The following is a 19,309-nucleotide window of genomic DNA, read 5'->3' on the forward strand; positions in this document are numbered from 1 at the left end:
CCGACAGTCGATCTTAGCCCACGCTCCTCCGCGGGCCCGGGCGTCAGCCCTCCGCCGCACCCGTGATGACGTCGATGAGCAGAGCGACCGCGCGCGCGTAGCCCGAGACGCCCTCGCCGATGACGTGGACGGCGGCGACGTCCGCGACGTAGGAGTGGTGCCGGAAGGCCTCGCGTTCGAGGATGTTGGAGATGTGCACCTCGGCGACCGGCAGCGAGACGCCCGCGAGCGCGTCGCGGAGCACGACGGACGTGTGCGTCAGGCCCCCCGGATTGATCACGATCCCGGCGCAGTCGGTGCGCGCCTCGTGGATCGCGTCGAGGAGCACGCCCTCGTGATTGCTCTGCACGGCCCGCACCTCGAAGCCGCGCTCCGCGGCGGCATCCCGGGTGAGGCGTTCGACGTCCGCGAGGGTGTCGCGACCGTAGATCTCGGGCTGGCGGGTGCCGAGGAGGTTGAGGTTGGGGCCGTTGACCAGCAGCAGTCGTCGCGTCTCGCTCATCGTCGGCACACTATCAGCGCGGCCGCTCACCGGGCGGCGTCGCCTTGCGCGGTGAGGCGGATGGGGGCGTTTCCGGCGCCGAAGCCGGCGTAGCCGTCGCGGCGCTCCACGAACTCCCAGAAGATCTGCCCGACGGTGCGGGTGTAGACGTGCAGGTACTCGCCGTCGGCGTCGCGGTCGTACGCGATGTCGAGCGCGCGCAGCTCGCTGATGACTTCGGTCGGCAGGTCGAAGCGGGCCGCGAGGTCGTCGTAGTAGTTCTGCGGCATGCGCAGCAGCTGCATCCCCCGCGCGCGGGACGCGCGGGCCAGCGCGCGGACGTCGTCGCACGCGAACGCGACGTGCTGCGCCAGACCCGTGGCGCTGCCCTGTTCGGCCACGATCGGGGGCGCAACGTTCAGCGGCAGTCGCACGCCGTCCTCGCCGGGCCCGGCGAGGACCCGGCTGCGCACCAGCCCCTGCGGGCCCGGCACGTCGGTGCTGCTGGCGACGTGGAGGCCGAAGGCCGCCGTGTAGAACAGCGTCGTCTCGTCGATCTCCTGCCACGGCTGCGTCATGCTGACATGGTCGAAGCCCGTCACGGCGCTCGCGGCGGCGACCTCGCCGTGCTCGAACTCGCGGGTCCAGGAGGGTTCGCCGGCGTCGGCGGCCTGCGTCCAGAACACCGCCATCCCGCCGGGGGCCACGGCGGCGTCGAGCTGCTGCTCGCGGGCGTAGGTGCGTCGGTAGGCCCGGGGCGTCTGCAGGGCGTCGACGCGGCGCGACACGGCCTCCGCGTCGTCGACCTCGAACCCGACGGCGGCCAGGTGGGGTGCCATGTCGCGCGCGTGCTGCTCGTTGAGTACGACCCGCGCCCGCCCGGCCGACCACAACGTCACCGGCTTGGAGCGGTGGCGTCCGCGGGAGGTGAATCCCGCCTGCGAGAGCAGCGCTTCGACCGGAGAGGTGTCCTCGGCGCGGATCTCGACGAAGTCGATGCCGGAGGGCGCTGCGGAGTCGGGCAGCATCTCCAGGTCGGGCAGATCGGGATACCGACGCGCCACGGCGTCCTCGAGCCACTTCAGGGACCGGTGCGCGTGCAGCGCCGTGCGCGCGGAGTCCGTCTGTCGGAAGGTGTCGTTGAAGACCTCGAGCGACCACGGCCCCGAGTAGCCGGCGTGCAGCACCTGACCCATGAAGCCGACGAGATCGAAGCTGCCCTCCCCCGGGAACAGGCGGTGGTGCCGGCTCCACGACAGCACGTCCATCGACAGTCGCGGCGCGTCGGACAGCTGCAGGAAGAAGATGCGCTCGCCCGGGATGTCGCGGATCGCGGACGGGTCGTGGCCGCGCGAGAGGATGTGGAACGAGTCGAGGCACAGCCCCACGGCCGGGTGGTCGGCGAGCTGCACGACCCGCCACGCCCGGCGGTAGTCGTCGATGAAGCGTCCCCAGGCGAGCGCTTCGAACGCGATGCGCACACCGTGCCGCGCGGCGACATCGCCGAGGCGGCGCAGCTGCACCGCGCTCACCTCGTCGTCGTCGACCGTCGCCGTCGCCACGTTGCTGCAGCACAGCACGAGGCCGATGCCCAAGCGCGCGGCGAGGGCGAACTTCGCCTCGGCGCGGTGCAGCACCCGGGCGAACTCCGCCTCGTCGACGCCTTCGACGTCGCGCAGCGGCTGGAAGAGATCGAGCGTCAGGCCGAGGCGGTCGGCGACGGCGCGGATCTCCTCCGGGCTCTCGGGCGCCGCGACCAGGTCGGGCTCGAAGACCTCGACGCCGTCGAAGCCGGCCTCGGCGCAGGCGTGCAGCTTGTCGACGAGAGTGCCGCTGACGCACACGGTCGCGATCGAGGTTCTCATGCCGGGAAATGTACCATCCGGTACATACGTGCGGTAGGCCTCGCCTGCGAGGTTCGGTCTCGCCCGTCGATATCCTGAGCGGATGGTGGTCCAGCAGCGCGACGCGGAACGCACCCGGGCGGAGCTGCTCGCGGTGGCGACGGAGGTGTTCGCGCAGGACGGCTACTCGGGTGCGCGTGTCGACGACATCGCGGAGCGCACCCGCACGACGAAGCGGATGATCTACTACTACTTCGGCAGCAAGGAGGGCCTGTATCTCGCGGTGCTCGAGAACGCGTATCGCGGCATCCGTGATGCGGAGCGCGGGATCGACCTGGCCCACACCGATCCCCTCGCGGCGATCCGGGAGCTGGCGGAGCTGACGTTCGACTATCACGTCACCCACGACGACTTCATCCGTCTGGTCTCGATCGAGAACATCCATCGTGGAGCGTTCATCCGCCGCATCGATGCGCTGCGCTCCCTCTCCCAGCCGGCCAAGACGCTGCTCGACGACATCTTGGAGCGCGGGCGCGCCGACGGCGTCCTGCGGTCCGATGTCGACGCGATCGACGTGCACCTGGTCATCAGCGCCTACTGCGTGTTCCAGGTGGCCAACCGTCACACCTTCGGCTACCTGTTCGACATGGACTTCGACGACCGCAGTGCGCACCTGCGCGCGCTCATCGGCGACGTCGTCGTCTCCTGGCTCGCCGCGCGCTGAGCGCGAGGATGGCCGGGGTTTTTCCCGGCCGATCCTTGACGTCGTGGAATTGCCGTGGTTCACTCTGAACGTACCGGTTAGTACATAGACCGGAGCGTACGAAGGAGTACACCCGTGATCGTCACCCACACCGCTCGGCGTCCCTATCTCGTGGGACTCGTCGGCAGCGGGGTCACGCCCTCGCTCACGCCGCCGATGCACATGGCGGCCGCGCGCGAGCTCGGTCTCGAGTACGTCTACCGCCCCCTCGACATCACGGCGCTCGGCCTGTCCCCCACCGCAATCGGCGACATCCTCACGTGGGCGGAGCGCCTCGGCTACGACGCCCTCAACGTCACGCATCCGTGCAAGCGGCTCGTCCTGGACCACCTCGACCACCTCGACCCGCTGGCCGCGGCGCTCGGTGCCGTCAACACCGTGCTGTTCACGCCGGAGGGCCGTATCGGCCACAACACCGACACGACCGGCTTCGCCGCCGGGTTCGTGTCCGGCCTCCCCGGCGTCGCGACCGACCGCGTCGTGCAGCTCGGTGCCGGAGGTGCGGGGTCGGCGGTCGCCGATGCGCTCCTGCGCGGTGGCGTCGGTCGACTGATCGTGGTCGACATCGACGGCCGTCGCGCGGCGGAACTGGTCGACGATCTGCGGTCGCGCCACGGAGTCGAGCGCGTCGCCGTCGGTGCCGCCGACGAGCTGGCCGTCCTGCTGGCCGCGGCGGACGGACTGGTCCACTGCACGCCCACGGGGATGGCCGAACACCCCGGGATGCCCGTCGACGCGGTGCTCCTGCGGCCGACCCTCTGGGTCGCCGACATCGTCTACCGCCCCTATGAGACGGCGCTGCTGCGGGCCGCGCGCGCTCTCGGGGCTCCGACGCTCGACGGCGGACGGATGGCCGTGTTCCAGGCCGTCGACGCCTTCGAGCTGATCACCGGCATCCGGCCCGACGCCGATCGGATGTCCGCCCACTTCCACGCTCTCGTGGCCGCCGACCACGACGTGCTCACCCGCTGACCCGAGTCCGGCGCTCACGTCCCCTTCGAAGGAGAACCACCGATGTCCGAATCCGCAATGGCGCGGAAGACCCCTGTCAGAGCCGCCGTGGCCTCTTTCATGGGCAGCGCCGTCGAGTACTACGACTTCTTCCTGTTCGGCTCCGCCGCCGCGCTGATCTTCCCCACCGTCTTCTTCCCCAGCGGTGACCAGGCCGCACTGGTGATGTCGTTCGCCACGTTCGGGTTCGCCTACATCGCGCGTCCGTTCGGCGCGGTCATCCTCGGCCACTTCGGCGACCGCATCGGCCGTCAGAAGGTGCTGATGTTCACCCTCATCCTGATGGGGGCATCGACGTTCATCATCGGCTGCCTCCCCGGCTTCGCACAGATCGGCTGGGCCGCCCCGGCGCTGCTCGTGCTGTGCCGGCTCCTGCAGGGACTGTCCGCCGCCGGCGAGCAGGCCGGCGCGTCGTCGCTGACCCTCGAGCACGCACCCGACGACCGACGCTCGTTCTTCACCTCCTGGACGCTGACCGGCACACAGGGCGGGCAGATCCTCGCGGCGCTGATCTTCATCCCGGTGGTCGCCATGCCCGACGAGCTCAAGTTCAGCTGGGGCTGGCGCATCCCCTTCTGGCTGAGCGCCGTCGTCGTCGTGGTCGCCTACGTCATCCGTCGCTCCCTTCACGAGACCCCCGAGTTCGAGGACGCGAAGGCGGAGGGCAAGATCGCCCGTCTGCCCCTGATCCCGTTGCTGCGCGATCACTGGCGCGACGTCCTGCGCGTGATCTTCTGCGCCTTCATCGCCGCCGTCTCGACGGTCTTCGGCAACCTCGCCCTGGCCTACGGCAAGCAGGTGGGACTGGCGGAGAGCCTGACCCTCTGGCTCGTCGTCATCGCCAACGTCGTCGCGCTCGGCACGCAGCCCTTCTTCGGTACCCTCGCCGACCGCTACGGACGCAAGCCCGTCTTCATCTACGGCGCGGCTGCGTCGGCGGCGCTGATGCCCTTCTACATGCTCTCGATGAGCAGCGGCAACACCTTCCTCACCCTCGTGCTCGCCGTGCTGACCTTCTCGTTCGGCTACGCGGCGGCCAACGCGGTGTGGCCGTCGTTCTACGGCGAGATGTTCTCGACGCGGGTGCGCTTCTCCGGAATGGCGATCGGCACCCAGCTCGGCTTCCTCATGGCCGGGTTCGCTCCCTCGATCGTCACCGCGCTGGGCGGCGTCGCCCCCGGCGGGTGGGTCGTCATCAGCATCTTCACCGCCGTGATCGCCCTCATCGCCATCGTCAGCGCGGCGACGGCGCGCGAGACCCGCAGCGTCCCGACTGCGCAGCTGGGCCTCCCGCGCACGACCGTGCGGACGAGGGAGAGCGTCTCGGCCTGACGCGCCGGAACGGCCGTACGCCGCGTCCCCTCGCCGGGGCGCGGCGTACGGCCGTGTGCCGCTCAGGGGCGGGGGCGCCGCATCACGATCTCGGCGCCGATCGCGCTCGAGAACGTCTCCCCCGTCGGCACGAAGCCGAGCCGGCGGTAAGCGGCCTGCGCGGGGGCGTTGTCGACGTGCACGTCGAGGGTCAGCGCCTCGGCACCGCGGTCGAGGGCCCAGTCGTGGGCGGCGTCGACGAGTCGCCCGAGCAGCCCCGTCGCCCGGTGCGAGGGCGCGACGTAGACGCCCACGAGGTCCGCTCGCGACGCCGTCACGGCGCGATCGAGATGATCCGATGCCCCCGGCTCCCGCAGGAGCACCGTGACCGTTCCGACCCAGCGGCCGCCGTCGTCGGCGATGAACTGCGCCGCATCCGCGCCGATCGCGGCGCCCGCGGCCCGCTCACGCCAGAAGGAGTCGTCGCGCGCTCGCTCCTGCTCGATGGTGGTCAGGAACGCGATGGATGCCGCGGGATCGCCGACGGCCTCGATCCGCAGGTCGCGCACCTGGCGCCATTCCGGCATCCGCACGCGGCGGACGTCCGGCTCGTCCGTCACTCCGCGACGTCCTGATAGGCGGCGAAGAGCAGCGACTCGTCCGGTGCCTGGAGGACCGTCGGCTTGGCGATGTCGTCGAGCACGATGAAACGGAGCATCGCGCCCCGCGTCTTCTTGTCGCGCTGCATCGTCGCCAGCAGCTGCTTCCATGCTCCCGAGCGGTAGGAGGTGGGCAGGCCCAGCAGCTCGAGGATGCGGCGGTGCCGGGCGGCGGCGTCGTCCGAGAGACGCCCCGCCAGCCGCGACAGCTCGGCGGCGAACAGCATCCCCACCGAGATGGCGGCGCCGTGGCGCCATTGGTACCGCTCGGCGTGCTCGATCGCGTGACCCAGCGTGTGACCGTAGTTGAGCACCTCCCGAAGCCCCGCCTCGCGGAGGTCCTCCCCCACGACGCGAGCCTTCATCTCGATGGCCAGCTCGATGCAGCGGCGGAAGGCGGGCGACTGCGGGTCGACGGCGGCGTCGGGGTCGGCCTCGATCAGGTCGAGGATCTCCGGGTACCAGATGAACCCCGCCTTGACGACCTCGGCGAAACCGGCCACCCGCTCGTTGCGGCTCAGCGAGTCGAGCATCGCCAGATCGCAGACGACGGCGCGCGGCGGCCAGAACGCTCCGACGAGGTTCTTGCCCTCCGCGGTGTTGATCCCGGTCTTGCCGCCCACGGCGGCGTCGACCATGCCGAGCACGGTGGTGGGCACCTGGACGACCGCCACGCCGCGCAGCCAGGTGGCGGCCACGAACCCGGCGAGATCGGTGACCGCGCCGCCGCCGAAGCCGACGACGGCGTCGGTGCGGGTGAAGTCGGCCTGTCCCATCACCTGCCAGCAGAAGGCCGCGACCTCGACCCGCTTGCCGGACTCGGCATCGGGGATCTCGGCCAGGAGCACCTGACGCTCGGTCGTCATCAGCAGCTCTCGCAGCTGCGCCGCCTGCGCCGCCAGGGTCGGCGGGTGGATCACGAGCACCTTGCGGGCCGTCTCGGGCAGCGCCGAGCCGACGAGGGGAAGGATGTCGCGGCCGATCGTGATGTCGTAGGGCTGATCTCCCGCGACGGTGATGACGGTGTTCTCGCTCATGAGTCCTCCTGACGCCGGGCGTCTGCGTGCACCCAGTCGACGATGCCGGCCACGACATCGGCGAGGGGTCCGGTCGAGGTGTCGAAGGTGATGTCGGCGACCTGCTCGTACACGGGGCGCCGTTCATCGAAGATGCGGGTCCAGCGCGCCACGGGGTCTTCGCCGGCCAGGAGCGGGCGCGCGCCGCCTCCGATGCGCGAGGCGATGATGTGCGGCTGAACGGTCAGCAGCACGACGTCGTGCCGTCGGAGGTCATCGCGGGTGGCGGGGTCGAGGACCGACCCGCCGCCGAGGGCGACCACCCCGCCGACGGCGAGGGCCTCCTGCACCGCGAGGCGCTCGACGGAGCGGAAGTGCGCCTCGCCGTGCGTGGTGAACAGGTCGGCGATCGCCCCGTGATCGCGGACGACGATCTTGTCGGTGTCGGTGAACGGTCGATCCAGGGCCCTCGCGACGCGGCGGCCGACGCTCGTCTTGCCGGCTCCCATCGGCCCGATCAGGACGAGTGCGCGCCCCGTCATCCGAGCGACAGGGCGTCGTCGCTGTCAGACGCCGTCTGCAGGGTGCCCGGGATGGCGGCGAGGTAGCCCTCGAGATTCCGCCGCGTCTCGGCGACGCTGTCGCCGCCGAACTTCTCCAGCACCGCCTCCGCGAGCACGATCGCCACCATCGCCTCGGCGACCACGCCGGCCGCGGGCACCGCGCACACGTCGGAGCGCTGGTGGTGGGCCGTCGCGGCCTCGCCGGTCGCGACGTCGATCGTGCGCAGAGCGTGCGGGACGGTCGCGATCGGCTTCATCCCGGCGCGCACGCGCAGGACGGTGCCGGTGGACATGCCGCCCTCGGTGCCGCCCGCCTTGTCGGAGGCGCGCGTGATGCCCTCCGACGCCGCGAACAGCTCGTCGTGGGCGGCCGACCCGCGCCGGCGCGTGGTCTCGAAGCCGTCGCCCACCTCGACGCCCTTGATGGCCTGGATGCTCATGAGGGCCTGCGCGAGCCGGCCGTCGAGGCGGCGGTCCCACTGCACGTGCGAACCGAGGCCGGGCGGCAGCCCGTACGCGAGCACCTCCACGATGCCGCCGAGCGTGTCGCCGTCCTTCTTCGCGGCATCCACCTCGGCCACCATCCGCGCCGATGTCGCGGGGTCGAAGCACCGCAGCGGATCGGCGTCGAGCGCCTCGACGTCGTCGGGGGTCGGCAGCGCCGCGTCGGAGGGCACCTGCACGGGACCGATCGAGAGGGTGTGGCTCACGAGACGGATGCCGAGCTCGCCGAGGAAGCCCCGGGCGATCGCACCGAGGGCGACGCGCGCCGCGGTCTCGCGGGCGCTGGCGCGCTCCAGGATCGGGCGGGCTTCGTCGAAACCGTACTTCTGCATGCCGACGAGGTCGGCGTGTCCGGGGCGCGGGCGGGTGAGAGCGGCCCCGCGGCCGCGGGACTTCTCCGTCAGCTCGACGGGCTCCGCGCTCATGACCTCGGTCCACTTCGGCCATTCGGTGTTGCCGATGCGCAGGGCGATCGGGCTTCCCATGCTGAAGCCGTGTCGGACGCCGGACGAGATGGTGAGTTCGTCCTCTTCGAACTTCATCCGCGAGCCGCGGCCGTAGCCGAGCTTGCGGCGCGCGAGATCGGCCTGGATGGCGGCGCGCGAGACGGGGACGCCGGCGGGCAGTCCCTCCATGAAGGCGACGAGTTCGGGGCCGTGCGATTCGCCGGCCGTGAGCACGCGGAGCATTCGCCTAGTCTCCCACGAGCGCGCGGGCCATGACGTCCACGACGGCAACCTCGTCGGCGAGCGGCACTTCCGGATCCCCCGTCAGGAACGCCCGGATCTGCAGCACCGCCTGGTGCAGCAGCATCCCGCGCCCGTCGACGGCGGGAGCGCCGGCGTCCTCCCACGCCCGGGCGAGATCGGTGGGCCAGTGCCCGTAGACGACGTCGTAGAGGAGCCCGCCGCCGGCGGCCAGGCGGCGGCAGGTCTCGTCGGCGAGGGTGGTGCCGCCCGGCAGCGTCGAGACGGTGAGATCCACGGATGCCGGGGCCTCGGCATCCGTCGGGGCCGTCGTCACCCGCACCGACAGGCGCGCGCCCAGCTCGAGGAGGGCGGCGGCCGCCTCGGGGCGCCGCGCGACGACCTCGACCGTCTGCGCGCCCAGCTGGGCCAAGGCGACGAGGGCGGATGTCGCCGTCGCGCCGGCGCCCACGATGCGCGCCCGATCCACGCCGTCGACGCCCTGCGCGCGCACGTCCGCGACGATGCCGCCGACGTCGGTGTTGAACCCGACCCGGTCCCCTTCGGTGAGCACCAGCGTGTTGACGGCACCGGTGAGCGTCGCGGTGCGGTCGCGGCGGGTGGCCGCGGCGAACGCCTCGGCCTTCAGCGGGAAGGTCAGCGACAGCCCGCGGAAAGCGGGCGGCAGGCCGTCCAGAACGGCGCGGAGATCGGCCGCGGCCACGCGCCGCCGACCGTAGGTCCAGTCGAGGCCGAGCCGCGCGTACGCGGCGCGATGCAGCCGTGGCGACAGGCTGTGGTCGATGGGGTCGCCCCACACCTCCAGAGCGGTGCCCGAGGGCAGCGCCGCGGAGGCGGTCGAGGCGTCAGCAGTCGTCACTGGCGTTGGCGGCGCACCACTGCTGCCACTGGGCGACGGCCTTCTCGTGCTCGGCGTAGGTCGTGCTGAACACGGTCTCGCCCGTCTCGAGGTTGACGGTCACGAAGTACAGCCAGGGGCCGTCGGCGGGGTGCATGGCGGCGTCGATCGCGAGGTCGCCCGGGTTCGCGATGGGCCCCACCGGCAGACCCGGGTGGAGGTAGGTGTTCCACGGGTTGTCGTTGGCGAGGGCCTCGGCCGAGGAGCTGGCCGTGCCCTTGTTGATCTCGTTGTAGCCGTACTGCGCGGTGGAGTCCATCTGCAGGAGGCCGTGGGTCTCCTCGTTGTCCGGGTCCAGGCGGTTCTCGATGACGCGCGACACCTTGTAGAAGTCGGCGGTGAACCGCGCTTCGCGCTGGATGATCGAGGCGACCGTCAGGATGCGCTCACGCTGGTCGACGGGTACGCCGGCGGCATCCAGCGACGAGACCGTGCGGTCCACGAGGGTCTTGATCACCTGCTGCGCACTCGTGCCGGGGTCGAAGGTGTAGGTCGCCGGGAACAGCCAGCCCTCCAGCGTCGTCGCCGCGACGCCGTACTGCGACGGGTCGGCGGCGGCGGCCTGCAGATCGGCGAGCGGGATGCCGGTGCCGTCGGCGAGCCGCGTGAGGGTCGACTCCATGGTGAGGCCTTCGGGCAGCTGCGCCGTGTTCTCCCGACGACTGGCCGGATCCTCCAGGGCCTTCAGGGCCGCCGCGGACGACATCTTCTGCTTCAGCGCGTAGACGCCGGGCTGGAAGGTCGGGTTCTGGCCGGTCTTGATGAGGTAGTCGTAGAACGCGCCGTCGGTCTTCGTGACCCCGGCCTGGAAGAGCGTCGTGGAGATCGTCGAGCCGGTGTCGCCGCTGACGATGGTCACCGTCGCGTCGCCCTCCGCGATGCCGTCCTCGTAGTCCTTCGGCTCCTCCCAGCCCATGAACGAGCGGATCTTGTCCTCGTACGTGTTCCACACGTAGAAGCCGCCACCGGCGATCCCGCCGACGATGGCGAGGATCACGCCGAAGATCACCCAGCCGGCGATGCGGCTCTTGCGGCGGTCCCGGTCGTGCTGCTTCACGCGCTCGCGTTCGGCGTGCTCTTCGGCCTGGAACAGCGCGGCGAGCTGGTGGTGCTCCGACGGCGGCTCCTCGCGGCGCTCCGGTGCGTCGACGGCGCCCTCGCCGGCGGCATCGGCTGCGGCGACGGGGCCGGCCGGTTCCCCCCTGCGCGCCGACACGGGCGGCGCGCTCGCGGCGAGGTCGGCGGGCGGCTCGGCCGCGGCGGCGGGCACGTTCGCGACCGGGGAGGTCGCGGCGCCCGCCGCGGCCGCTTCCCGGGCGGCGCGGCGCGACGGCGGGACGGCCGGCGGCTCCTCGGCGCGGGGTCGGTCGCTCGCACGGGTCTCGGAGCCCCCGGGAGCACCGGACGACGGCGCCGCGCTCCGCGGCGTCGGGAGTTTGCTGAACAGGTCCGCGAACTCATCGTCGTTCGGCGGGGTTTCGGGCATCAGACGGGCTCCTGCAGATCGGGCACGGCGGCGCCGGCGGGGGCACCGGTGCTCTTCTCGACATCGATCGCCTGCTGCAGCAGGACCACCGCGGCGACTTGGTCGACAATCCTACGAGACGAACGCTGAGAGCGCCCGGCGCTGCGCAGGGCCGCGTGGGCGGTCACCGTGCTGAGCCGCTCGTCCACCAGTCGCACGTCGATCCCGGATGCCGCGCGCAGCGCCACCGCGAACTCCCGCGCGTCCGCGGTGGACGCGGTGTCCCCGCCCGCGAGGCTGATCGGCAGGCCCACCAGCAGCTCCATGGCGGAGTACTCCTCGGCGAGCTCCACGATGCGCGCGACGGCGGCGTCGGTGCGCGCCACCGTCTCGACCGGGACGGCCAGCAGGCCGTCGCGGTCGCACCGCGCCACCCCGACGCGCGCTTTCCCGACGTCGATGCCGAGGCGCACGCCCGGGCGGAATCCGCTCACGCGCCCGGGGTCTCCAGCGCGCGGGTGAGGGCGGTGAGCGCGCTCGGAAGGGCGCTCACATCCGTCCCGCCGCCCTGGGCGACGTCATCGCGGCCTCCCCCGCCGCCGCCGAGCACGCCGGCGGCGGTCTTGGCGAGCACGCCGGCCTTCGCACCGGCGCCGCGGGCCGCATCGTCGGTCGCGACGATCACGATCGGCCGTCCGCCGACGTCGGCGCCGAGCGCCACGACGGCTCCGGCCCCGACCCGTTCGCGGATCTGCAGCGCGAGCGTACGCACATCGTCGGCGGATGCCGCCGTGCCGAGCGTCTGCGCGACGACACGGTAGGCCCCGATCTGCTGCGCCGTCGCCGCCAACTCGGGTAGGCGGCTCTCCAGCGCCTTCGCCTCGAACTGGGCGATGCGCTTCTCGGCGGCCTTGAGGCTCGCGGCGAGATCCGCGACGCGGGCGGCGAGCTGATCCTTCGGCGTCTTCAGCGAGCTGGTCAGCTGCGACACGATGGCGCGCTCGGCCGCCAGCTCGCGGAAGGCGTCCAGCCCGACCAGGGCCTCGACGCGGCGCGTCGACGCCCCCACCGAGGACTCCCCCACGAGGTTGATCAGACCGATCTCGGCGCTGGACGCGACGTGCGTGCCGCCGCACAGCTCACGCGACCACGGGCCGCCGATGTCCACCATGCGCACGGTGTCGCCGTACCTCTCGCCGAACAGCGCCATCGCGCCGGCGGCCTTCGCCTCGTCGAGGGGAAGCACGCGCGTGGTCACCTGCAGGTTGTCCCGCACGGCGTTGTTCGCGATCTCCTCGATCTCCGTCTTCGTCGCCTCCGACAGGGTCTGGCCCCACGAGAAGTCGAAGCGCATGTAACCGGCGCGGTTCAGCGATCCGGCCTGCGTCGCGGACCTGCCGAGGGTGTCGCGCAGGGCCGCGTGCACGAGGTGGGTCGCCGAGTGGGCCTGCTGCGCGGCGCGACGGTTGACGGCGTCCACGACGCTCGTCGCCGGCTGCCCGACGCCGACCTCGCCGGAGGTGACCTCGACCGTGTGGCTCACCAGACCCGGGACGGGACGCTGCACATCGAGCACCTCGAGCTCGTAGCCCGGGCCGACGATGACGCCCTTGTCGGCGACCTGGCCGCCGCTCTCGGCGTACAGCGAGGTCTCGGCGAGGATCACCTCGGCGATCTGGCCCTGCAGCGCGCGCTGGGCGGGAGCGCCGTCGACGAGCAGGCCGAGCACGGTCGACGGGGTCTCCCACTCCGTGTAGCCGGTGAAGACCGTCTCGCCGTGCGCGCGGAAGTCGCGGTACACGCTCGTGTCGGCGAGCTGACGCTTGCGCGAGCGGGCGTCGGCCTTCGCGCGGGCGCGCTGCTCATGCATCAGCGAGTCGAACGCGTCGCGGTCGACGGACAGGCCCGCCTCCTCCACGATCTCCATCGTCAGATCGATCGGGAACCCGTACGTGTCGTGCAGGAGGAACGCCTCCGCGCCGCCGATCGCGGTGGCGCCGGCATCCTTGGCCGCGGCGATCGAGGCGTCGAGGTTCTCGGAGCCCGCCGCGAGCGTGCGCAGGAACGTCGCCTCCTCGGCGAGGGCGTAGGCGACGAGACGGTCGTAGTCGATGCCCACGACCGGGTACGCCTCCTTCATCGCGTCGCGCGACGCGGCGAAGAGGATCTCGAAGGTCGGGCCGTCCACGCCCAGCAGCCGCATCGAGCGGATGACGCGGCGCATGAGGCGACGCAGGATGTAGCCGCGGCCCTCGTTGGCGGGCGTGACGCCGTCGCTCAGCAGCATCAGTGACGAGCGCACGTGGTCGGCGACGACGCGGAAGCGCACGTCGTCCTCGTGGTTCGCGCCGTACGCCTTTCCGGAGAGGGCGACCGCGGCGTCGAGCACCGGGCGCACCTGATCGGTCTCGTACATGTTGTCGACGCCCTGCTTGAGGAACGCGATGCGCTCGAGTCCCATGCCGGTGTCGATGTTCTTGTTCGGCAGCTCGCCGACGATCGTGAAGTCGTACTTGCTGCGCACGTCGGTGATCTCGTACTGCATGAACACGAGGTTCCAGATCTCGACGTAGCGGTCGTCGTCGGTGGCCGGGCCCCCGTCGATGCCGTAGGCGGGACCGCGGTCGAAGAAGATCTCCGAGCACGGACCGGCGGGGCCGGGAAGACCCGTCGACCAGTAGTTCGTGTCCTTGCCGAGGCGCTGGATGCGCTCCTCGGGCAGGTCGGTGAGGCGCAGCCACAGGTCGTGCGCCTCGTCGTCCTCCTCGTAGACGGTGACCCAGAGGTCCTTCGGGTCGAAGCCGAGGCCGCCCTCCTCCTCCGCCGTGGTCAGCAGCTCCCACGCGTAGCGGATCGCGCCTTCCTTGAAGTAGTCGCCGAACGACCAGTTGCCGAGCATCTGGAAGAACGTGCCGTGGCGCGGCGTCTTGCCGACCTCTTCGATGTCGTTCGTGCGGATGCACTTCTGGTTGTCGGCCGCGCGTGCGTAGGGCGCCGGCACGTCGCCGGACAGGTACGGGATGAACGGCACCATGCCGGCCACGGTGAACAGCAGCGCCGGGTCGTCGGTGACCAGGGATGCCGAGGGCACGATCGTGTGCCCGTTCTTCTCGAAGTAGTCCAGGTAGCGCTGGGCGATCTCGGCGGTCTTCATCTGTGGGTTCCTCGGCAGAGCACGGGCGTGCGGGATCGGGCGGTCCCGGACGGGGACGGTGCGGGGTGGGTCAGTCGGCGTTCTCGACGGCGTCGGCCGCGGCGTCGACGGCGCTGGAGGCGGCATCCTTCGCGGCCTCCACGGCGTGGGCTGCGGCATCCTTGACGTTCTCGGCGATGCCGTCGATCTTCGCCTCCTGGGCGCGATAGGCCTCGCCGATGCGGTCGGTGAACTCGGTGATGCGGGCATCGACCTCCGCGAGCACCTCGTGGCCGCGCGGATCCTTGTTCACCAGGTGGGCGGCGACGAAGCCCCCCGCGAGTCCGACGACGAACCACAGCACGCTCTTCATGGGTTCCATGTTAGGTGCACGGGTGATCCGGGTGGGCGCGGGGACGACGAAGGGCGCCGGGGGAACCCCGACGCCCTTCGGGCGGCATCCGATCGCTGAGCGGATGCCGCGAGTCGAAACGGCTCAGCGCGCGGCGTAGTACTCGACGACGAGCTGCACGTCACCGGTCACGGGGACCTCGGCGCGCTTGGGGCGACGCACGAGACGCGCCTGGAGCTTGTCGAGCTCGACCTCGAGGTAGCCCGGAACGGGGGGCAGGACCTCGGCGTGGCCACCGAGCGCGGCGACCTGGAAGGGCTCCAGCGACTCGCTCTTCGGCTTGACGTGGATGAGCTGACCCGGCTTCACACGGAACGACGGGCGGTCGACGAGCTGGCCGTCCACGAGGATGTGGCGGTGCACGACGAGCTGACGGGCCTGCGCGGTGGTGCGGGCGAAGCCGGCACGCAGCACGAGGGCGTCGAGGCGCATCTCGAGCAGCTCGACCAGGTTCTCACCGGTCAGGCCGTCCTTGCGGCGGGCCTCGTTGAACGTGTTGCGCATCTGCTTCTCGCGGATGCCGTACTGCTCGCGCAGACGCTGCTTCTCGCGCAGACGGACGGCGAAGTCGCTGTCCTGCTTGCGCTTGGTGCGGCCGTGCTCGCCGGGGGCGTACGGGCGCTTCTCGAGGTACTTGGCTGCCTTGGGGGTCAGCGCGATGCCGAGGGCACGCGACAGACGCACCTTGCGGCGGTCCTGGGACTTCGTAGCCACGAAGTGTTCCTTTCGTTACGCGGACGCGACTGTCGCGCCTCGCGGACGTATCGCCTCTCCTCGCCCTGTCCGGACTGCACGCCGGGGCATGCCGGAAGGTCGGTCAAGAAGAGAGGGGATGCCCGAAAACCGGTTTCGAGCCCCTCAAGCCTATCAGAGCGCTCCCCCGCTGAGCGCGGACCAGCCCAGCGCGAACAGCGGCACGTACAGGAGCGCGATCAGCAGCGCGTGCGTCAGGACGAAACCGAAGGCCTCCAGCGCCTTCCCGCGCAGGCGGAGGTGCCCGGTGAGCTTGCGGATCATCGAGGTGGGATGGCGCACGTCCCAGCTGTTGAACCGCAGGTAGCGGCCGAGGTAGACCCCGACGGCGCCGAGCACGATCACGACCCCGGCGAACACCCAGCTCCCGCCGGGAATGCGCCGGTCCGCCGGATCGAGCAGCAGGACGACCATCGTCTGGACGACCGCCAGGCTGAGGACGGCGTTCGCGATGCCCGACAGCGTCAGCGCCAGCGTCTGGACGATGTCGTACCAGAGCGGGACGGGAGTCGCCCGCGCGCGGTGGCTGAAGTTCAGCTCCGTGATGAGGTAGACCGAGTTCGGGAAGAACAGCAGCCAGACGGCGGTCGCGATGACGAGGTAGACCCAGATCGCGACCGTGCCGCCGCCGTCGACCACCTGCGCCGCGCGGCCGAACACGGGTGTCAGCAGCAGGAAGCCGACCCCGAAGACGATCGCCAACAGCACCGGCAGGAAGGACAGGCCGATGTTCACGAGCATCGGCCGGTACAGCCGCACGGCGTACACGCGGGCTCGCAGCACGACGAGCACGGCGGCGTAGACGTTGAGCAGCGCGACCGCCAGGACACCGAGAAGCAGAGCCGACACCCCGCCAGCCTGGCACATCGCCCGCGCGCGCCGGGGCGCGCGGGTCAGCCGAGCAGGTCGAGGATGCCGACGGGGTACACGGGCCGCGTCGTGTCCCGCGTCGCGGCGGCGATGTCGTACCAGCCGACGCTCGTGTGGCTGTCGCCGACCGCGATCCGCCCGTCGACGGGGAGGGCGCTGAGCGTGTGCGAGCGCACCCGGAAGACGTGCACGATCTCGTGGCCGCGTCCGGCGGGGCCATCGAAGATGTTCTCGGTGACGCCGAGCGGCTCGACGTCGTCGAGCGCGGCGTCGAGCTCCTCCGCGAACTCGCGGGCGAGTGCCACCGCGGCCGGCTCGCCGAAGGCGATTCCGCCGCCCGGCGCCCGGAGGAACTCGCCGTGCCGGTCGTTCGCGGGGTACGACTCCAGCAGCACGCGACCGTCGTGCACGACGAGCCCGACGGCGATGGCGCGGACCCGATCGGGTGCGCTCAGCTCGCCCGCATACGCGCGGACCGCGCGCTGATAGCGCGGCAGTCGCGGAGCGAGGGTGGTGAGGGCGGTGGTCAGCGCGCGCGCCGGCTTCTCGTCGGAGAACAGCGCGAGTGAGAGGAAGGCGCGGGCGGCGTCGATGAGGGGGTCGTCGTCGGCGACGCCCCGCAGAAGGGCGATGGCGGCCGAGGACTCGCCGACGTTTCGCAGGGAGCTGGCCAGCTGGATGACCGCGCGTGTGCGGTGCGGGCCCGCCAGTCCCCGGCCGAGGGCGTCGCGATACAGCGGGATCGCCTCCCGCTCCTCTCCGAGGGAATCGTGCAGAGAGGCGCGTTCGTAGCTCGCGCGGGCGTCGTCCTGCCCGCGGGCGGCCAGGATCGCGGCCAGGTCGGCGCGGGCCCGGTCCGGTCGCTCGAGGTCGACGTGCTCCCAGAAGCGGTCGAGGTCGTCCTCCGCTGCCGCCGGATCCGCCGCCGTCGCCGCCGCCGTCGCCGCACCGACCGCGGCGCCGTCGCGCCCCGTCCACGCCGAGCCGACGACGCCCTGCAGGTCGCGGAGGGTCGGATCGTCGAGGTCGGATCGCAGGAAGACCTGCAGGCCCCGCACCGCCTCCCCCGCGTCGCTCAGGTCTCCCGACAACAGGTGGGCGATGAGGGCGTCGAGGGTGACGGTGAGGACGGAGCCCGTCTCGCCCGTCTCCCATCGCGGTTCGCCGACGCGGCGGCATCCGGCGGCGATCACGACGTGCTTGCGCCGCGTCGAGTTGGCGCCCGACCACTCCGAGCCGGCGTGGAACAGGGCCGCCGCGCGGTGGCCGGTCTCCTCCCGCAGCTCCCGCGCCGCTGCGGTGACCGGGTCCTCACCGGGATCGATGAGGCCGCCCGGAAGCTCCCGCACGGGCATGCGCGGGCCGACGCGGAACTGCTCGAACAGCAGCGCACGGCCCGAGTCCGTCACCGCGATCACCGCGACCGTGTCGCCCTGCACGAGGACGTCCCAGTCCGAGACGGAGCCGTCGGGAAGACGGTAGGTGTCACGGCGCACCGTGGTGTAGCCGTCGTAGACGGTCTCGTGGCCGAGGCGGACCCAGGGGGTTGTTGCGCTGTCGTCGTCCATCATCCGATCCTCGCACCGGGGCGGCCGCGTCAGTCGCCGAGGATCTTCCGGATCTTCTCGACGCGGGCCGCGATGTCGCGCTCGAGCCCGCGTCCCGTCGGCTCGTAGTAGCGACGGCCGCGGAGCTCGTCGGGCAGGTACTGCTGCGTCGCGACACCGACCTCGAGGTCGTGCGGATAGACGTACCCCTTGCCGTGGCCGAGGCGCTTGGCGCCCGGGTAGTGGGCATCGCGAAGGTGGGTGGGGACGCGGCCGAAACCTCCCGCGCGGACGTCGGCGATCGCCTTGTCGATCGCCGTGTACGCGGCATTCGACTTCGCCGTCGTCGCGAGGTAGGAGGTCGCCTCCGCGAGCGGGATCCTGCCCTCGGGCATGCCGATGAACGCCACGGCGTCGGCGGCCGCGACGGCGATGACGAGCGCCTGAGGGTCGGCGAGCCCGATGTCCTCGGATGCCGAGATCACCAGGCGCCGCGCGATGAAGCGCGGGTCCTCACCGGCCTCGATCATGCGCGCGAGGTAGTGCATCGCGGCATCCACGTCGGATCCGCGGATGGACTTGATGAACGCGCTGATGACGTCGTAGTGCTCGTCGCCCTGCCGGTCGTAGCGCAGCAGGGCGCGATCGACGGCCTGGGCGACCTGAGCGGCGGTGACGGTCGGCGCCTCGACCTCGGACTCGTCTGCCGTCTCGTCGCCGTCGGCGACCATCGCGGCCGCCGCCTCCAGCGACGTCAGCGCCCGGCGGGCGTCGCCCGACGCGAGCTGGATGAGGGCCGTCCGCGCCTCCGCGTCGAGCCGGACGCGGCCGGCGAGCCCGCGCGCGTCGTCGACGGCGCGGTCCAGGAGCAGGCCCAGATCGTCGTCGGTCAGCGGCTGCAGCGTCAGCAGCAGCGAGCGCGACAGCAGCGGCGAGATGACCGAGAACGACGGGTTCTCGGTCGTGGCCGCGATGAGGATGACCCAGCCGTTCTCGACGCCGGGAAGCAGCGCGTCCTGCTGCGCCTTGGTGAACCGGTGGATCTCGTCGAGGAACAGGATCGTCGAGATCCCGTAGAGGTCGCGCTGGGTCATGGCCTCCTGCATGACCTCGCGCACGTCCTTCACGCCCGCCGTCACCGCCGACAGCTCGACGAAGCGGCGCCCCGAGGTGCGCGCGATGGCCTGCGCGAGCGTGGTCTTGCCCGTGCCCGGCGGTCCCCAGAGGATCACCGAGACGGCGGTCTTGGCCGCGCCGGACGGATCCGCGAGCGCGACCAGGGGCGACCCCGGGCGCAGCAGGTGCGCCTGCCCGGCGACCTCGTCGAGCGACGTGGGGCGCATCCGAACGGCCAACGGGGTCTGACCCTGGA

General features: G+C 71.7%; 18 protein-coding genes. 3 read left to right on the forward strand and 15 right to left on the reverse strand.

Going from position 1 to position 19,309, the window contains the following annotated elements:
- Positions 1-43 precede the first annotated feature (43 nt).
- Together aroQ and KY498_RS01835 are read right to left on the reverse strand one after the other, a co-directional pair.
- Positions 44-502 carry a type II 3-dehydroquinate dehydratase gene (gene aroQ, locus KY498_RS01830; protein ID WP_060958602.1) on the reverse strand — a complete coding sequence of 153 codons (459 nt, stop codon included), beginning with the start codon at positions 500-502 and terminating at the stop codon, positions 44-46.
- Between the two features lie 26 nt (positions 503-528).
- Positions 529-2,346 (reverse strand): sugar phosphate isomerase/epimerase and 4-hydroxyphenylpyruvate domain-containing protein, encoded by a 1,818-nt coding sequence (locus KY498_RS01835; protein ID WP_191008628.1) that lies wholly within the window; start codon positions 2,344-2,346, stop codon positions 529-531.
- An 82-nt stretch (positions 2,347-2,428) separates the two neighbouring features.
- On the opposite strand from KY498_RS01835, the gene KY498_RS01840 reads away from it, so the two are divergent.
- The 3 genes from KY498_RS01840 to KY498_RS01850 all read left to right on the forward strand — a co-directional run bounded on the left by KY498_RS01840 (position 2,429) and on the right by KY498_RS01850 (position 5,431).
- Positions 2,429-3,049 carry a TetR/AcrR family transcriptional regulator gene (locus tag KY498_RS01840; protein WP_191008627.1) on the forward strand — a complete coding sequence of 207 codons (621 nt, stop codon included), beginning with the start codon at positions 2,429-2,431 and terminating at the stop codon, positions 3,047-3,049.
- A 114-nt stretch (positions 3,050-3,163) separates the two neighbouring features.
- Positions 3,164-4,060 carry a shikimate dehydrogenase gene (locus KY498_RS01845; protein WP_223848935.1) on the forward strand — a complete coding sequence of 299 codons (897 nt, stop codon included), beginning with the start codon at positions 3,164-3,166 and terminating at the stop codon, positions 4,058-4,060.
- A gap of 42 nt (positions 4,061-4,102) precedes the next feature.
- On the forward strand, positions 4,103-5,431 hold the full coding sequence (locus tag KY498_RS01850) for an MFS transporter (protein ID WP_060958598.1): 1,329 nt from the start codon (positions 4,103-4,105) through the stop codon (positions 5,429-5,431).
- Positions 5,432-5,493: 62 nt separating this feature from the next.
- On the opposite strand, the gene KY498_RS01855 is transcribed toward KY498_RS01850, so the two are convergent.
- From KY498_RS01855 to KY498_RS01915, 13 genes are all read right to left on the reverse strand, one after another.
- Positions 5,494-6,030, reverse strand: coding sequence for a GNAT family N-acetyltransferase (locus tag KY498_RS01855; RefSeq protein ID WP_223848934.1), 537 nt, complete (start codon positions 6,028-6,030; stop codon positions 5,494-5,496).
- Positions 6,027-7,106 carry a 3-dehydroquinate synthase gene (aroB, locus tag KY498_RS01860; RefSeq protein ID WP_060958596.1) on the reverse strand — a complete coding sequence of 360 codons (1,080 nt, stop codon included), beginning with the start codon at positions 7,104-7,106 and terminating at the stop codon, positions 6,027-6,029. Before aroB ends, KY498_RS01855 begins: the two co-directional genes overlap by 4 nt.
- A complete protein-coding gene (locus tag KY498_RS01865; protein ID WP_060958595.1) occupies positions 7,103-7,627 on the reverse strand; it encodes a shikimate kinase in 525 nt (174 codons plus the stop codon). Before KY498_RS01865 ends, aroB begins: the two co-directional genes overlap by 4 nt.
- Positions 7,624-8,841 carry a chorismate synthase gene (gene aroC, locus KY498_RS01870; protein WP_060958594.1) on the reverse strand — a complete coding sequence of 406 codons (1,218 nt, stop codon included), beginning with the start codon at positions 8,839-8,841 and terminating at the stop codon, positions 7,624-7,626. The genes KY498_RS01865 and aroC overlap by 4 nt, the downstream gene beginning before the upstream one ends.
- A gap of 4 nt (positions 8,842-8,845) precedes the next feature.
- A complete protein-coding gene (locus KY498_RS01875) occupies positions 8,846-9,718 on the reverse strand; it encodes a shikimate dehydrogenase (RefSeq protein WP_223849525.1) in 873 nt (290 codons plus the stop codon).
- The gene (gene mltG, locus KY498_RS01880; RefSeq protein ID WP_191008626.1) at positions 9,705-11,243 is read right to left on the reverse strand and encodes an endolytic transglycosylase MltG; all 1,539 of its coding nucleotides are present in this window, start codon (positions 11,241-11,243) and stop codon (positions 9,705-9,707) included. The genes KY498_RS01875 and mltG overlap by 14 nt, the downstream gene beginning before the upstream one ends.
- Complete coding sequence (ruvX, locus tag KY498_RS01885) at positions 11,243-11,716, reverse strand: Holliday junction resolvase RuvX (RefSeq protein ID WP_060959596.1); 474 nt, start codon at positions 11,714-11,716, stop codon at positions 11,243-11,245. Before ruvX ends, mltG begins: the two co-directional genes overlap by 1 nt.
- Positions 11,713-14,376 (reverse strand): alanine--tRNA ligase, encoded by a 2,664-nt coding sequence (gene alaS / locus KY498_RS01890; RefSeq protein ID WP_191008625.1) that lies wholly within the window; start codon positions 14,374-14,376, stop codon positions 11,713-11,715. Before alaS ends, ruvX begins: the two co-directional genes overlap by 4 nt.
- Positions 14,377-14,446: 70 nt before the next feature.
- Positions 14,447-14,728, reverse strand: coding sequence for an ATPase (locus KY498_RS01895; protein ID WP_223848932.1), 282 nt, complete (start codon positions 14,726-14,728; stop codon positions 14,447-14,449).
- Between the two features lie 123 nt (positions 14,729-14,851).
- A complete protein-coding gene (gene rpsD / locus KY498_RS01900; protein WP_060959594.1) occupies positions 14,852-15,481 on the reverse strand; it encodes a 30S ribosomal protein S4 in 630 nt (209 codons plus the stop codon).
- A gap of 153 nt (positions 15,482-15,634) precedes the next feature.
- Positions 15,635-16,369 carry a DUF1361 domain-containing protein gene (locus tag KY498_RS01905; RefSeq protein ID WP_191008623.1) on the reverse strand — a complete coding sequence of 245 codons (735 nt, stop codon included), beginning with the start codon at positions 16,367-16,369 and terminating at the stop codon, positions 15,635-15,637.
- Between the two features lie 44 nt (positions 16,370-16,413).
- The gene (locus tag KY498_RS01910; RefSeq protein ID WP_191008622.1) at positions 16,414-17,958 is read right to left on the reverse strand and encodes a tetratricopeptide repeat protein; all 1,545 of its coding nucleotides are present in this window, start codon (positions 17,956-17,958) and stop codon (positions 16,414-16,416) included.
- A 29-nt stretch (positions 17,959-17,987) separates the two neighbouring features.
- The gene (locus KY498_RS01915) at positions 17,988-19,280 is read right to left on the reverse strand and encodes a replication-associated recombination protein A (RefSeq protein WP_191009696.1); all 1,293 of its coding nucleotides are present in this window, start codon (positions 19,278-19,280) and stop codon (positions 17,988-17,990) included.
- Between the last annotated feature and the right edge of the window lie 29 nt (positions 19,281-19,309).

This window comes from Microbacterium sp. PAMC21962 (genome assembly GCF_019443465.1).
Classification (GTDB): Bacteria; Actinomycetota; Actinomycetes; order Actinomycetales; family Microbacteriaceae; genus Microbacterium; species Microbacterium hominis.

Coding starts and splice junctions, on each gene's coding strand:
- KY498_RS01915 (WP_191009696.1), bottom strand. CDS start 19,280: ATGCGCCCCACGTCGCTCGACGAGGTCGCCGGGCAGGCGCACCTGCTG.
- mltG (WP_191008626.1), bottom strand. CDS start 11,243: ATGCCCGAAACCCCGCCGAACGACGATGAGTTCGCGGACCTGTTCAGC.
- KY498_RS01835 (WP_191008628.1), bottom strand. CDS start 2,346: ATGAGAACCTCGATCGCGACCGTGTGCGTCAGCGGCACTCTCGTCGAC.
- KY498_RS01850 (WP_060958598.1), top strand. CDS start 4,103: ATGTCCGAATCCGCAATGGCGCGGAAGACCCCTGTCAGAGCCGCCGTG.
- aroB (WP_060958596.1), bottom strand. CDS start 7,106: ATGAGCGAGAACACCGTCATCACCGTCGCGGGAGATCAGCCCTACGAC.
- alaS (WP_191008625.1), bottom strand. CDS start 14,376: ATGAAGACCGCCGAGATCGCCCAGCGCTACCTGGACTACTTCGAGAAG.
- KY498_RS01910 (WP_191008622.1), bottom strand. CDS start 17,958: ATGGACGACGACAGCGCAACAACCCCCTGGGTCCGCCTCGGCCACGAG.
- KY498_RS01895 (WP_223848932.1), bottom strand. CDS start 14,728: ATGAAGAGCGTGCTGTGGTTCGTCGTCGGACTCGCGGGGGGCTTCGTC.
- KY498_RS01840 (WP_191008627.1), top strand. CDS start 2,429: ATGGTGGTCCAGCAGCGCGACGCGGAACGCACCCGGGCGGAGCTGCTC.
- aroC (WP_060958594.1), bottom strand. CDS start 8,841: ATGCTCCGCGTGCTCACGGCCGGCGAATCGCACGGCCCCGAACTCGTC.
- KY498_RS01865 (WP_060958595.1), bottom strand. CDS start 7,627: ATGACGGGGCGCGCACTCGTCCTGATCGGGCCGATGGGAGCCGGCAAG.
- aroQ (WP_060958602.1), bottom strand. CDS start 502: ATGAGCGAGACGCGACGACTGCTGCTGGTCAACGGCCCCAACCTCAAC.